The 13,738-nt window shown below is 65.4% G+C and carries 17 protein-coding genes and 1 pseudogene; 9 read left to right on the top strand and 9 right to left on the bottom strand.

Translation table 11 applies throughout. The annotated features are described in order from the left end of the window. Positions 1-245 precede the first annotated feature (245 nt). Positions 246-1,010, top strand: a complete 765-nt coding sequence (locus tag QJR12_RS10610; protein ID WP_300582415.1) for a cutinase family protein — start codon at positions 246-248, stop codon at positions 1,008-1,010. 73 nt (positions 1,011-1,083) lie between these two features. Continuing rightward, the gene (locus tag QJR12_RS10605; RefSeq protein WP_300582413.1) at positions 1,084-1,800 is read left to right on the top strand and encodes a cutinase family protein; all 717 of its coding nucleotides are present in this window, start codon (positions 1,084-1,086) and stop codon (positions 1,798-1,800) included. A gap of 40 nt (positions 1,801-1,840) precedes the next feature. Here the strand turns inward: QJR12_RS10605 and truA are convergent, their stop codons facing one another. From truA to infA, 8 genes are all read right to left on the bottom strand, one after another. Continuing rightward, on the bottom strand, positions 1,841-2,755 hold the full coding sequence (gene truA, locus QJR12_RS10600) for a tRNA pseudouridine(38-40) synthase TruA (RefSeq protein WP_300581730.1): 915 nt from the start codon (positions 2,753-2,755) through the stop codon (positions 1,841-1,843). Next, positions 2,752-3,363: a 50S ribosomal protein L17 gene (gene rplQ / locus QJR12_RS10595; protein ID WP_300581727.1), complete on the bottom strand. Its 612-nt coding sequence runs from the start codon at positions 3,361-3,363 to the stop codon at positions 2,752-2,754. Before rplQ ends, truA begins: the two co-directional genes overlap by 4 nt. Positions 3,364-3,462: 99 nt before the next feature. Further along, complete coding sequence (locus QJR12_RS10590) at positions 3,463-4,506, bottom strand: DNA-directed RNA polymerase subunit alpha (RefSeq protein WP_300581724.1); 1,044 nt, start codon at positions 4,504-4,506, stop codon at positions 3,463-3,465. A gap of 71 nt (positions 4,507-4,577) precedes the next feature. Beyond that, a complete protein-coding gene (rpsD, locus tag QJR12_RS10585) occupies positions 4,578-5,183 on the bottom strand; it encodes a 30S ribosomal protein S4 (protein WP_300581721.1) in 606 nt (201 codons plus the stop codon). A 28-nt stretch (positions 5,184-5,211) separates the two neighbouring features. Next, positions 5,212-5,625, bottom strand: a complete 414-nt coding sequence (gene rpsK / locus QJR12_RS10580; RefSeq protein ID WP_213442212.1) for a 30S ribosomal protein S11 — start codon at positions 5,623-5,625, stop codon at positions 5,212-5,214. A gap of 3 nt (positions 5,626-5,628) precedes the next feature. Continuing rightward, the gene (gene rpsM, locus QJR12_RS10575) at positions 5,629-6,003 is read right to left on the bottom strand and encodes a 30S ribosomal protein S13 (protein WP_300582410.1); all 375 of its coding nucleotides are present in this window, start codon (positions 6,001-6,003) and stop codon (positions 5,629-5,631) included. Between the two features lie 162 nt (positions 6,004-6,165). Continuing rightward, positions 6,166-6,279 (bottom strand): 50S ribosomal protein L36, encoded by a 114-nt coding sequence (gene rpmJ / locus QJR12_RS10570; protein ID WP_213442208.1) that lies wholly within the window; start codon positions 6,277-6,279, stop codon positions 6,166-6,168. A gap of 74 nt (positions 6,280-6,353) precedes the next feature. Further along, complete coding sequence (infA, locus tag QJR12_RS10565) at positions 6,354-6,575, bottom strand: translation initiation factor IF-1 (RefSeq protein ID WP_300581715.1); 222 nt, start codon at positions 6,573-6,575, stop codon at positions 6,354-6,356. Between the two features lie 517 nt (positions 6,576-7,092). Between infA and QJR12_RS10560 the strand changes: the two genes are divergently transcribed. The 3 genes from QJR12_RS10560 (at position 7,093) to rfbC (ending at position 9,726) form a co-directional block, all read left to right on the top strand. After that, positions 7,093-7,953: an LLM class F420-dependent oxidoreductase gene (locus QJR12_RS10560; protein WP_300581712.1), complete on the top strand. Its 861-nt coding sequence runs from the start codon at positions 7,093-7,095 to the stop codon at positions 7,951-7,953. Positions 7,954-8,117: 164 nt separating this feature from the next. Continuing rightward, positions 8,118-9,113: a dTDP-glucose 4,6-dehydratase gene (gene rfbB / locus QJR12_RS10555; RefSeq protein ID WP_300581710.1), complete on the top strand. Its 996-nt coding sequence runs from the start codon at positions 8,118-8,120 to the stop codon at positions 9,111-9,113. 1 nt (position 9,114) lies between these two features. Beyond that, positions 9,115-9,726, top strand: a complete 612-nt coding sequence (gene rfbC / locus QJR12_RS10550) for a dTDP-4-dehydrorhamnose 3,5-epimerase (RefSeq protein ID WP_300582408.1) — start codon at positions 9,115-9,117, stop codon at positions 9,724-9,726. A 3-nt stretch (positions 9,727-9,729) separates the two neighbouring features. Here the strand turns inward: rfbC and QJR12_RS10545 are convergent. After that, positions 9,730-9,976, bottom strand: a pseudogene (locus QJR12_RS10545) (hypothetical protein); the annotation flags it as partial. Between QJR12_RS10545 and QJR12_RS10540 the strand changes: the two are divergent. Genes QJR12_RS10540 through mmsB form a run of 4 tightly spaced genes read left to right on the top strand, consistent with a single transcriptional unit; the run spans position 9,867 to position 13,730 of the window. Next, entirely contained in the window at positions 9,867-10,094 is a 228-nt protein-coding gene (locus tag QJR12_RS10540) for a hypothetical protein (RefSeq protein WP_300582500.1), read from the top strand. The pseudogene QJR12_RS10545 and the gene QJR12_RS10540 overlap by 110 nt on opposite strands. Before the next feature lie 47 nt (positions 10,095-10,141). Continuing rightward, positions 10,142-11,662, top strand: coding sequence for a CoA-acylating methylmalonate-semialdehyde dehydrogenase (locus QJR12_RS10535; protein WP_300581708.1), 1,521 nt, complete (start codon positions 10,142-10,144; stop codon positions 11,660-11,662). An 8-nt stretch (positions 11,663-11,670) separates the two neighbouring features. Further along, positions 11,671-12,849 (top strand): isobutyryl-CoA dehydrogenase, encoded by a 1,179-nt coding sequence (locus tag QJR12_RS10530; protein ID WP_300581705.1) that lies wholly within the window; start codon positions 11,671-11,673, stop codon positions 12,847-12,849. Next, positions 12,846-13,730: a 3-hydroxyisobutyrate dehydrogenase gene (gene mmsB, locus QJR12_RS10525; protein ID WP_300581702.1), complete on the top strand. Its 885-nt coding sequence runs from the start codon at positions 12,846-12,848 to the stop codon at positions 13,728-13,730. The genes QJR12_RS10530 and mmsB overlap by 4 nt, the downstream gene beginning before the upstream one ends. Positions 13,731-13,738: the final 8 nt, after the last annotated feature.

Here is a 13,738-nt window from a genome sequence, read left to right as displayed (position 1 = left end):
CGCTCGGCAGCCCTGCAGCCTCACCCTAGGCCGCGGGCGCCGACGGCGCCGTCATCGATCCACAGCAACGGCGGGCCGCGCACGCACCGATCGCGGACCGGGCCTCATCGGCACCAACGAACCCCGGTGGCCGTAACGCGCTTCCCGCAGACGCCCGGTAGCATTTTTTCGTGCACAACCATCGGGCAAGCTTCCGGCGAGCGGGTGACCCCCGGGGGGTGCGGCTTGCCCGTCGCGTTGCGGGCCTGGGCGCCGGCGCACTGCTGGCTGCCGGCGCGCTGTGGGCCCTGCCCGGTGCCATTCCGGCGAGCGGGCCGGTCGCCGTTGCCAGCGACTGCCCGGATGCCGAGGTGATCTTCGCCCGAGGTACCGACGAGCCGCCCGGCATCGGACGGGTCGGGCAGGCCTTCGTCGACTCGCTCCGTCAGGACACCGGCAAGAACATCGGCGTGTACGCGGTGAACTACAAGGCCAGTCTTCTTCAACTGCACGGCGACGACGGCGCGAAAGACGCCATCAACCACATCGAGTCCATGGCCGACAAGTGTCCGAACACCCCACTCGTGCTGGGCGGATACTCGCAGGGCGCATCGGTTGTCGACATCGTCACCGGGGTTCCCGTCGGGGGCATTAGCTGGGGCAGCCCGCTGCCCGCCCAGTACGCCAACATGATCGCGGCGGTGGTCACTTTCGGCAACGTGGCCGACCGCTCCGGTGGGCCGATCACAACCCAAAGTCCGCTCTTCGGCTCCCGGGCCATCGACCTGTGCAACCCCACCGATCCGATCTGTCATGCGGGTCAGGGCAACGAGTGGAGCGGGCACACCGAAGGCTATATACCCGCGTACACCAGCCAGGCGGCGCGCTTCGTCGCGGCACGGCTCTCGGCTATCCAGCCCGTCACGCCCGGCCAGCCCGTCACGCCCGGCCAGCCCGTCACGCCTGGCCAGCCCCCCGAGCCGACGCCCGGTGAATCCGCTGTCGCCGCGGCACCCACCGTTGTCCATTAACACGACCGCTCAACCCGTTCGCTACCATCGGGCGATGAGGCTTCGCTCGCCGGACCCGCCGCGTCGGATCCCCATGCTGGCCCAATCGGTTTCGGCTAGCCGGTCACGCACCGCACACCGCTGGGCCAGGTCTGCGGCGGCCGGGTTGCTGGCCGCTGCACTGGCGACGGCGCCGAGCACGATATCGGCGCTCCCGGGGTTACGGGTGCCCACGGCTTTCGCCGCATCCTGCCCCGATGCCGAGGTGGTGTTTGCCCGGGGCCGGTTGGAGCCGCCCGGTGTGGGGTTGGTCGGTGCCGCGTTCATCAGCGCGTTGCGCTCCAAGGTCAACCGGGACATCGGTGTCTATCCGGTGCACTACCCCGCCGACACCGAAGTCGATATCGGTGCCGACGACATGAGCCGCCACGTTCAGTCCATGATCAACAACTGCCCGAACACCCGCCTGGTGTTGGGCGGCTATTCGCTGGGCGCGGCGGTCACCGACATGGTGATCGCGGTCCCCTACCGGATGCTCGGTTTCCACAATCCCCTCCCGCCGGGAGACGACACCCACATCGCCGCGATCGCACTGTTCGGCAACGGAAGCCAATGGGTTGGACCGATCACGAATTTCAATCCCGTCTACAACGACCGGACAATCGATTTGTGTCACGGCGCTGATCCGGTCTGCAACCCGGCCGACGCGAACAGCTGGGCAGCCAACTGGCCGCAGCACGATGCCAACGCGTACATCACGTCCGGCCTGGTCGATCAGGCCGCCGACTTCGTGGCGGGCAAGCTGCGGTAACCCACTTTCGGTGCGCATCAGATCCGCCGTGCCCGGAATTTCACCGATGCGACGGCGCATCCACCGCACGCGACCGAAGATCGCGGGTAATCCGGGCCCGCGCGGGCAGGTCGCCGTCCGCCGGATAGTCCACCCCCGTCAGCGTCAGGCCCTGCGCCGGCGCGACCGCAAACTCGCTCGACCGCCGCGTGGCGGTGAGCAGATCGCGGCACCAGCCGACCGCGCGCCGGTGCTCCCCGACGGCCAGCAGCGCACCGACCAGCGAGCGCACCATCGACCAGCAGAACGCATCCGCGGTGACCGAGGCGGTGATCAGATCACCGTCACGAGACCAGTCGAACCGCTGCAGCTCCCGGATCGTGGTGGCACCGGCACGAGGGCGGCAAAACGCCGCGAAGTCATGCAGGCCCAGCAAGGTCTGCGCCGCGGCTGCCATCGCATCGACATCCAGGGCCCGCGGCCAGGCCGTGACGTAGCGGGCCTGGTGCGGCTCGGCCCCGAAGGGCGCCGTCGTCAATCGATAGACATAGTGCCGCCGCAGTGCTGAAAACCGCGAATCAAAACCCGCCGGCGCCCGAACGATGCGGCGGACCCGGACATCGGGGGGCAGGAATCTGCTCAGCCGCCGCACCAGCGCCAGGAATTCCGGTTCGGCTGGGCGGGGTGAGCGCGGATAGACGTTCGACAGCGCATCGACGGGAACATCGACGTGGGCCACCTGGCCGGTGGCGTGCACACCGGCATCGGTGCGTGCGGCCGCTCGCAGTCGCACCGGAGTCCGGAACACCGTGGACAGTGCCCCATCAAGAACGCCGCTCACGGTCCGTTGCCCGGCCTGCGCTGCCCAGCCCGCGAATTCAGTTCCGTCGTAAGCGATATCAAGTCGCAGGCGAACGTGCCCGCCACCGGCGTCGGTGGCGGGCACGCCGGCCGAGCCGCCGCCAAGGGGAGTCACTGCGACGTGTCAGCGTTCTCTCCCCCGGCCTGCGGCCCGGGCGTCTCCACCTCGGCGGGCAGTGACCCGGTGACCTCGGCATTCTCGGCCGGGGCCAGGACGTCCCCGGCGGTCTCGGCGGCCACCCCCCCGGTCGGCTGGGGCGTCGGGGTCTCGGCTTTCCGGTCCGCGGCCTTCGGCGGCTCGGCCTTGGGGATCTTCGCCTGCGCGGCGGCCGCTCGACGCGCCCGGTTCGCCTCCGAGGTGACCGTCTTCTGCCGCACCAACTCGATCACGGCCATCGGGGCGTTATCACCCTGACGCGGCTCGACCTTGATGATCCGGGTGTAGCCGCCGTCGCGGTCGGCGAAGAACGGACCGATCTCGGCGAACAAGGTATGCACCACGTCCTTGTCGCGGATTTTCTTGAGCACTTCACGCCGGTGGTGCAGCGTGCCCTTCTTGGCGTGCGTGATCAACTTCTCGGCATACGGCCGCAGCGCCCGGGCCTTGGGCTCGGTGGTCCTGATCCGGCCATGCTCGAAAAGTGACGTGGCCAAATTGGCCAGCATCGCTTTCTGGTGCGACGACGACCCGCCGAGGCGACGACCCTTGGTGGGCTTGGGCATGAGTGATGCTCCTGTCTTGAGTGCGGGCTGGGTCTTGGTTGCCCCACTTCTCCCCGGGCCTTACGTGGGGTACCCCACGGCCGCGCGGTCGTGGGGCGATCAGAGTTGTTCGGTTTCGGCGTAGTCCTGATCGTCGTAACCGCTATTGTTGGACCAGGTTCCCGTGGCGGCGTCGTAACCGGCCACCTGTGACGGATCGAAACTGGGCGGGCTGTCCTTGAGCGAGAGCCCCAGCTGGTGCAGCTTGACCTTCACCTCGTCGATGGATTTCTGCCCGAAGTTACGGATATCCAGCAGGTCAGACTCGGTGCGCGACACCAGCTCGCCGACCGTGTGCACCCCTTCACGTTTAAGACAGTTATACGAGCGCACGGTGAGGTCCAGGTCCTCGATCGGCAGCGCAAACGCCGCGACATGGTCGGCTTCCGCGGGCGACGGCCCGATCTCGATGCCCTCCGCGTCCACATTGAGTTCGCGTGCCAGGCCGAATAATTCCACCAGCGTCTTACCCGCCGACGCCAATGCGTCCCGCGGGGTGATGGAGCTCTTGGTCTCCACGTCGATGGTCAGCTTGTCGAAGTCGGTGCGCTGCTCAACGCGGGTGGCATCCACCTTGTACGTCACCTTGAGCACCGGTGAATAGATGGAATCGATGGGGATGCGGCCGATTTCGGCTCCCGACACCTTGTTCTGAACCGCCGGGACATACCCCCGACCGCGCTCGACGACCAACTCAATTTCCAGCTTTCCCTTGTCGTTCAACGTCGCGATGTGCATTTCGGGGTTGTGCACGGTGACGCCGGCGGGCGGCACGATATCACCGGCGGTGACCTCGCCCGGGCCTTGCTTGCGCAGATACATCGTCACCGGTTCGTCTTCCTCGGAAGACACCACTAAACCTTTGAGGTTCAAGATGATGTCGGTGACATCCTCTTTGACCCCCGGAACCGTGGTGAACTCGTGCAGCACGCCGTCGATGCGAATACTTGTGACCGCCGCGCCGGGGATCGACGACAGCAGCGTGCGACGCAGCGAATTGCCAAGGGTATAACCAAACCCGGGTTCCAACGGTTCGATGATGAATTGGGACCGGTTATCGCTGATGACCTCTTCAGAGAGTGTGGGTCGCTGCGAGATCAGCATGTGTTTCCTTCTCCTTCTCAGCACCCGCTATTTGATGCTGCTTAGGTTCCCGCACCGGCGGTGCAGGACGTTTACTTCGAGTAGTATTCGACGATCAGCTGCTCGGTGAGTGGGACGTCGATCTGTGCCCGCTCGGGCAGCTGGTGGATCAAAATGCGCGGGCGATCCCCGACGACCTGCATCCAGCTCGGGATCGGGCGATCGCCCATGGTCTCGCGCGCGATCTGCATCGGCACGGTGTTTAATGACTTGTCCCGCACGTCGATGATGTCATACTGCGAGACCCGGTAGCTGGGGATATTGACCTTCACGCCGTTGACCAGGAAGTGGCCGTGGCTGACGAGCTGGCGGGCCATCCGGCGGGTACGGGCCAACCCGGCACGGTAGATCACGTTGTCCAGCCGGCTTTCCAGAATCTGCAGCAGCCTCTCACCCGTCTTCCCGGCCTGGCGATTCGCTTCTTCGTAGTAGCGGCGAAACTGTTTTTCCATCACGCCGTAGGTGAAGCGGGCCTTCTGCTTCTCCTGCAACTGCAGCAGGTACTCGCTCTCTTTGATCCGGGCGCGCCCGTGCTGACCGGGTGGATAGGGACGTTTCTCGAACGCCTGGGAACCACCGACGAGGTCGGTGCGCAGTCGGCGCGATTTGCGGGTGACGGGTCCCGTGTAACGAGCCATCGATTCTTCTCTACCTCCTAGACCCTGACTAGACCCTCCGCCGCTTGGGTGGGCGACAGCCGTTGTGGGGCTGGGGGGTGACATCGGCGATCAAACCGACTTCCAGCCCGGCGGCCTGCAGCGACCGGATCGCGGTCTCGCGGCCCGAGCCCGGGCCCTTCACGAATACGTCCACCTTGCGGACACCATGCTCCTGCGCCTTGCGGGCGGCATTCTCCGCAGCCAGCTGAGCGGCGAACGGGGTCGATTTGCGTGAGCCTTTAAACCCCACGTGACCCGATGATGCCCAGGCGATCACATTGCCTTGAAGATCGGTGATCGTCACGATCGTGTTATTGAAGGTGCTCTTGATGTGGGCGGCGCCGTGCGGCACATTCTTCTTTTCCCGCCTGCGGGTCTTCTGGCCCTTCTTCGGCGCTGCGGTTGCCTTCTTCGGTGGCATGAGTTACCTGGCTTTCTTCTTGCCTGCGATGGTGCGCTTGGGTCCTTTGCGGGTCCGGGCGTTCGTCTTGGTCCGTTGGCCGCGCACCGGCAGGCCGCGACGATGACGCAGACCCTGGTAGCAGCCGATCTCGATCTTGCGGCGAATGTCGGCCTGCACCTCGCGGCGCAGGTCACCCTCCACCTTCAGGTTGGCCTCGATGTAGTCGCGTAACCGCGCCAGTTGATCATCGGTGAGATCCTTGGTTCGCAGATCCCGGTCGATGCCGGTCGCGGCCAAAATCTCGTTGGAGAGGCTTCGGCCGATTCCATAGATATACGTGAGGGCGACCTCCATGCGCTTATCGCGCGGCAGGTCGACGCCGACCAGTCGGGCCATGCGTGGCATTACCTCTTTCTTCGCGGAGGTCTGGTCCCAGTCCGTTCCCGCCTGCCGGCGGGCCCCGGCCTCCGTTCCGGGTGTGAATGAGCGGCCGACCCGCTCACAGGTACTGGGAGGTCTGCATTCAGTTGTGATGGGGATCGCGTGCGGTGTGCGCGGCTAGCCCTGTCGCTGCTTGTGGCGCGGATCGGGGCAGATCACCATGACCCGCCCGTGCCGGCGGATCACCCGGCACTTATCGCATATCGGCTTGACGCTCGGCTTCACCTTCACGGCACTTTGGTCCTATTCTCGCGGTCCTATTCTCGCGCTTCGGTGGTCTTCGACAGTGTCGGTCGGTCGTGCTGCTACTTGTAGCGGTACACGATGCGTCCCCGGGACAGGTCATAAGGAGACAACTCCACCACCACCCGGTCCTCCGGCAGAATGCGGATGTAGTGTTGGCGCATCTTGCCGCTGATGTGAGCGAGCACCTTGTGTCCGTTCTCCAGCTCGATGCGGAACATCGCATTGGGCAGGGGCTCGATCACCCGACCCTCAACCTCGATGACACCATCCTTTTTGGCCATTACCTTTCGGCCGTCCTCCGTGTCCTTGCTTTTCGTTCTGTTCGTCAATGTCAGTGCGCCCGATTCGGTGCAGCACGTGTTCGGACTGCAAACGTGAACAGGTGGCAGGAAGTTCCGCGAGTACTGGACACGCAAAGAGCCGGCACAGACGCCGCACCGACGATCCACGATACCCGCAGCAACGCACCACACGCAAAATCCCCTCGCTGCCCGACCGGCGCGCATTGTCGGCACCACAGCGGCGGGTCTGCTGGAATTCGCACCGCTCAACCCGCGGGGCCCATCGGCTCGCTCGGCCACCTGGCGGTCTGGGAGGATCTGGGAGGAAACGACAACTGCCGAGCTCTCGCGGACAACTGCGCAATTGGCCGCCCGCGTCGCTGACCAGGTTCTCCTCAGGTCCTCATCAGAGGTGGATCAGAGGTGGGAGACGGACCCCAGCGCCGGTCGGGCTGGCCTTCAGGTGAGCGAGGATCCCTTCCCGGCCATAGACTCCCGACCACAGAAACGGAGGCCGATGAGCAAGACGGTGTCGCTCAAGCCCAACCTGGGCCGGTTCGGTGTCTGGCTGGGGACCCGCTGGATAACTCCCGACCTCGCGAAACAGATCGAGTCGCTCGGTTACGGGGCCGTGTGGATCGGCGGGTCACCCGACGCCGGCCTGGCCTGGGTCGAGCCGGCCCTGGCCCAGACAACGTCCCTGCAGCTGGCGACCGGGATCATCAATATCTGGTCGGCCCCCGCCGCGGTAGCCGCCGAGTCCTACCGGCGCATCGAAACTCGATACCCGGGTCGATTCTTACTCGGTATCGGGGTCGGCCACCCCGAGCACACGAAGCACTACACAAGGCCCTACGACGCGCTCGTCGGCTATCTCGATGACCTAGACGCCGCCGCGGTGCCGGTCGGCCGCCGGGTGATCGCGGCGCTAGGCCCGAGGGTGCTGACGCTGGCGGCGCACCGCAGCGCCGGCGCCCACCCGTATCTGACCACACCGGAACACACCGCATGGGCCCGCCAGTTGATGGGCGACGCCGCGTTCCTGGCCCCGGAGCACAAGGTGGTGCTCACCGCGGACACCGGGGAAGCCCGCGCGGTCGGTCGCAGGTTCATCGACTTCTACCTGGGCTTGAGCAACTACGTAAATAACTGGCGCCGACTCGGGTTCACCAAGGACGACGTGCGCAAACCTGGTAGCGACAAGCTGATCGACGCGCTAGTGGCCTCCGGGACCCCGGAAGCCGTCGCCGAGCGGCTCAACCAGCACCTCGACGCCGGCGCCGACCACGTGGCGATCCAAGTGCTGGGAAAGCCCGACGACCTGCTGCGCACACTGGCCGACCTGGCCGGTGCGCTATCGCTGGCGCCGCCGAACTGAGCGCCCGCCTCCTCCGCGGGCCTCCCGGCCCGCAGCGTCGGCCGGACCAGCGCCCGCCTCCTCCGCGGGCCTCCCGGCCCGCAGCGTCGGCCGGACCCGAACTGAGCGCCCGCCTCCTCCGCGGGCCTCCCGGCCCGCAGCGTCGGCCGGGCTATGGTTTGAGCATGCGGCTGCTGGTCACCGGAGGCGCCGGATTCATCGGCGCCAATTTCGTGCACAGCGCGGTGCGCCACCATCCCGAGCACGCCGTGACCGTGTTGGACGCGCTGACATATGCGGGCAGCCGCGAGTCTCTCGCCGACGTCGCCGGCGAGATCCGGTTGATCCAGGGCGATGTCACAGACGCCGACCTGGTTTCCCGGCTGGTTGCCGAATCCGACGTGGTTGTGCACTTCGCTGCTGAGACCCACGTCGACAACGCTCTGGCCGACCCCGCGCCCTTCCTGCGCACGAACATCATGGGGACGTTCACCATTTTGGAAGCGGTACGGCGCCACGGTGTGCGGTTGCACCACGTCTCCACCGACGAGGTCTACGGCGACCTCGCGATCGACCACCCCCGACGCTTCACCGAGTCCACACCCTACAACCCCTCGAGCCCGTACTCGGCGACCAAGGCCTCCGCCGATATGCTGGTGCGATCCTGGGTACGGTCTTACGGCGTGCGCGCGACCATTTCCAATTGCTCGAATAATTATGGCCCGTACCAACACGTGGAAAAGTTCATTCCCCGCCAGATCACCAATGTGCTCACCGGGCGGCGGCCCAAGCTGTACGGTAGCGGAGCTAACATCCGCGACTGGATCCACGTCGACGACCACAACGAGGCGGTCTGGCGAATCCTCGAAAAAGGCCAGATCGGCCGAACTTACCTCATCGGAGCCGAAAGCGAGCGAGACAACCTGACCGTGCTGCGCACGCTGTTGAAAATGATGGGCCGCGACCCCGACGATTTCGATCATGTCCCGGACCGCGCTGGGCATGACGTGCGCTACGCCATCGATCCCTCCGCATTATATAGTGAATTGGGCTGGGCTCCAAAGCATATCGATTTCGAGGAGGGGCTACGCGATACGATCGAGTGGTATCGCGACAACGAATCATGGTGGGGCCCGCTCAAGGATGCCGTTGAGGACCGATACGAACAACGCGGTCAGTGACATGCAGGTCCGCGAACTCGACATTCCGGGTGCCTGGGAGATTGTCCCACTGCTGCATTCCGATACCCGGGGACTATTTTTCGAATGGCTGACCGAGCGAACGTTCACCGCGTTTGCCGGTCACCGCCTGAATGTCCGCCAGGCCAACTGTTCGGTGTCTTCGACTGGTGTCCTGCGCGGCTTACATTTCGCTCAGCTGCCGCCGAGTCAGGCCAAATACGTCACCTGCTTGCACGGGTCGGTGTTTGATGTCGTGGTCGACATTCGTGTGGGCTCACCGACATTCGGTCAGTGGACTTCGGTGCTGCTTAACGACCAAGAACGCAGATCGGTGTACATCTCCGAAGGCCTGGCACATGGCTTCCTCGCGCTGCAGGATAATTCGACAGTGATCTACCTATGCTCCAGTGAATACAATCCCGCGCGAGAGCACACCATCTGCGCGACGGACCCGGCGCTGGGAATCGATTGGCCTGCGATCGACGGGTTTGGGCTTCGCATGTCCGAACGTGACCGCGACGCGCAGACGCTGGAGCAGGTACAAGCGGCCGGCCTGCTGCCCACCTGGGAGGAGGCCCAGGAGTTCATTCGCACTCTGCGCGACACCAGGTAGGCGAGGCCGCCGGCCGGTGATCTCGTAGGCCTCCGAGTTCGGAGTCGGTAGATTCAGCCCGCTCCGAACACTCGTCCCGCATCATGTCCCGGACCCCATCGACCTCCCGTTCGCCGTCCGTCGCTTGGTAGATCGACACCGTGACGGAGCGCTGGTATCCGGTTTCCCGATCCGCCCAGCTGCACCACAGCCAGTTGTCCCAGAATTCCTCGGGGGTTTCCGAGGTGGGCCTGCTGTTGGTCGGCAGCATGGCGCTGATGTGGAAGTGGGGCTCCAGCTACTCGGCGTCGCGTTATCGGCCACGCCGGACGTGGAGCCTGCCGGCGTCACCCATCGGCCAACTTGCCAACCCAGACGACGGTTACTAGGATATGCAAGTATTCCGGATATCTACCCCAGCCGCCAAGGACACCCCATGACCACGCAGATTCCCCATTTCATTGACGGCCGGCGCACCGCCGGGCAATCCCCGCGCAGCGGTGATGTGTTCAACCCCAACACCGGCCAGGTCCAGGCCACCGTGCCGATGGGCACCAAGGCCGATGTCGACGCCGCGGTGGCATCGGCCGTGGAGGCACAGCAGGGCTGGGCCGCATGGAACCCGCAGCGCCGGGCGCGAGTGCTGATGCGCTTCGTCCAATTGGTCAACGACCACATGGATGAGCTGGCCGAGCTGCTCTCGCTCGAACACGGCAAGACACTGTCGGACTCCCGCGGCGACATCCAGCGCGGGATCGAGGTGATCGAGTTCTGCATCGGCATACCCCACCTGCTCAAAGGCGAGTTCAGCGAAGGCGCCGGGCCGGGCATCGACGTCTACTCGTTGCGCCAGCCGCTCGGCGTCGTCGCCGGTATCACGCCGTTCAACTTCCCGGCGATGATCCCCCTGTGGAAGGCGGGCCCCGCTATCGCGTGTGGAAACGCGTTCATTCTCAAGCCTTCTGAACGAGACCCGTCAGTACCCGTACGGCTGGCCGAGCTGTTCACCGAAGCCGGCCTGCCCCCCGGCGTATTTCAGGTCGTCCACGGCGACAAAGAGGCCGTAGACGCCATCCTCAGTCACCCCGACATCAAGGCGGTCGGTTTCGTCGGCAGTTCCGATATCGCCCACTACATCTACGCGACAGCGGCCGCCAACGACAAGCGGGCCCAATGCTTCGGGGGCGCGAAGAACCACATGATCGTGATGCCCGACGCCAACCTGGATCAGGCCGTCGACGCACTGGTCGGTGCCGGGTACGGCAGTGCCGGCGAACGCTGCATGGCGATCAGCGTTGCGGTGCCCGTCGGTGAGCAAATTGCGGAGCGGTTGCGCGCCAGGCTTATTGAGCGCGTCAACGGCCTACGGGTGGGCCACAGCCTGGATCCCAAGGCCGACTACGGGCCGCTGGTGACCGAGGCCGCGTTAAAGCGGGTGCGCGATTACATCGACCAGGGTGAGGCGGCGGGCGCCGAAGTGGTGATCGACGGCCGCGAGCGCCGCAGCGATGACCTGACATTCGGTGACGCGAACCTGGAAGGCGGATTCTTCATCGGGCCGACCCTGTTCGACCATGTCACCCCCGACATGTCGATCTACACCGACGAGATCTTCGGGCCGGTGCTGTGTATCGTCCGCGCCCACGACTACGAGGAAGCGCTGCGTCTGCCGTCGCAGCACGAGTACGGCAACGGGGTGGCGATCTTCACCCGCGACGGCGACACCGCCCGCGACTTCACCTCCCGGGTACAGGTCGGCATGGTCGGGGTCAACGTGCCGATCCCGGTCCCGGTGGCCTACCACACCTTCGGCGGCTGGAAGCGATCCGGCTTCGGTGACCTCAACCAGCACGGGCCGGCGTCGATCCAGTTCTACACCAAGGTCAAAACCGTCACCTCGCGCTGGCCGTCGGGCATCAAAGACGGTGCCGAGTTCGTCATCCCGACAATGAAATAGGCGCCACGATGCAACTTCTCGCCCTCAGCGATGAGGACCGGGTGATCGTCGAGACGGCCGCCGCATTCGCCGAGAAACGGATCGCCCCGTATGCCCTGGAATGGGATGCCACCAAGCACTTCCCGGTGGACGTGTTGCGCGAGGCGGCCGAACTCGGGATGGCGGCGATCTACTGCCGCGACGACGTGGGGGGAAGCGGGTTACGCCGGCTCGACGGGGTGCGTATCTTCGAGCAGCTGGCCATCGCCGATCCGAGCATCGCCGCGTTCCTGTCGATCCACAACATGTGCGCCTGGATGATCGATGCCTTCGGCACCGAGGAGCAGCGCAAGATCTGGGTGCCGCGGCTGGCGACGATGGATGCCATCGCCAGCTACTGTTTGACCGAGCCCGGGGCGGGCTCGGATGCCGGCGCGTTGCGCACCCGCGCCGTCCGGCAGGGCGGTGATTACGTTCTCGATGGTGTCAAGCAGTTCATATCCGGCGCCGGAGCCTCGGATGTGTACGTTGTGATGGCTCGCACCGGAGCCGAAGGCCCCCGCGGGATATCGACGTTCGTCGTCGAGAAAGGGACTCCCGGGCTGAGTTTCGGCGCCCACGAAGAGAAGATGGGCTGGAATGCGCAACCGACGGCCCAGGTGGTGTTCGAAGGCGTACGGGTCCCCGCGGACGCGATGTTGGGTGGCGTAGACGGCGAAGGCGCCGGTTTCGGTATCGCGATGAACGGCCTCAACGGCGGCCGGATCAACATCGCGGCGTGCTCGCTCGGCGGTGCGCAGGCCGCGTTCGACAAAGCGGTGCCGTATCTGCGGGACCGCCAGGCGTTCGGTGCCAGTTTGCTCGACGAGCCGACCATAAGGTTCACATTGGCCGATATGGCCACCGCTTTGGAAGCATCGCGAATGTTGTTGTGGCGGGCTGCGAGTGCGCTGGACAGTGACGACCCCGATAAGGTCAAGCTGTGCGCGATGGCCAAACGCTATGTCACCGACGCGTGTTTCGATGTCGCCGATAAGGCTTTGCAGTTACACGGCGGCTACGGTTATTTGCGCGAGTACGGTCTGGAGAAGATTGTGCGTGATCTGCGAGTGCACCGAATCCTGGAGGGAACCAACGAAATAATGCGGATGGTCATCGGCCGCGCCGAAGCCGCGCGAGTCCGCACCACCGCACGGGAGAGCCGATGACCAATTTCTTCAGGATCGCTTTCCTGGGTTTAGGCAACATGGGGGGGCCGATGTCGGCGAATCTGGTGGCCGCGGGCCATCGTGTCCACGGCTTTGACCCGATGCCCGAGGCCGCCGCGGCCGCCGCCGAAAACGGTGTCGTCGTGTTCGACAGCGGCGCCGAAGCGGTAGCCGACGCGGAGGTGGTTTTCACCATGCTGCCCAACGGTGACATCGTCAAACGCTGCTACGCCGAGGTCCTGCCCGCCGCGGCGCCCGGCGCGCTATTCATCGACAGCTCCACCATCTCGGTCAACCACGCCCGCGAGGTGCATGCCTTGGCCGAATCGCGGGGAAATCCCCAAATCGACGCTCCCGTCTCCGGTGGCGTAGCGGGTGCTGTGGCAGGCACCTTGGCCTTCATGGTCGGTGGCGACGCATCCGCCGTCGAGCGCGCGCGACCGGTGCTGGAACCCTTGGCGGGCAAAATCATTCACTGCGGAGCGGCTGGAGCCGGCCAGGCCGCCAAGCTTTGCAACAACATGGTGCTCGCGGTGCAGCAGATCGCGATCGGCGAGGCCTTCGTGCTGGCCGAGAGGCTGGGGCTGTCCGCCCAGTCGCTCTACGACGTCATCACCGGTGCGACCGGCAACTGCTGGGCGGTGCACACCAACTGCCCGGTGCCCGGGCCGGTGCCGACGTCGCCGGCCAACCACGACTTCAAGCCGGGCTTCGCCGCCGCCTTGATGAACAAGGATCTGGGTCTGGCGATGGATGCGGTGGCATCCACCGGTTCGGCCGCCCCGCTGGGCCGGCATGCCGCGGAGATCTACGCCAAGTTCGCCGCCGAGCATCCCGACAAGGACTTCAGCGCGGTCATCGAGATGCTGCGCAGGAGCTGAGCGGCGAT

Source organism: Mycobacterium sp. (genome assembly GCF_029961025.1).
Taxonomy (GTDB): Bacteria; Actinomycetota; Actinomycetes; order Mycobacteriales; family Mycobacteriaceae; genus Mycobacterium.
This window is presented reverse-complemented; position numbering and strand designations above follow the sequence as displayed.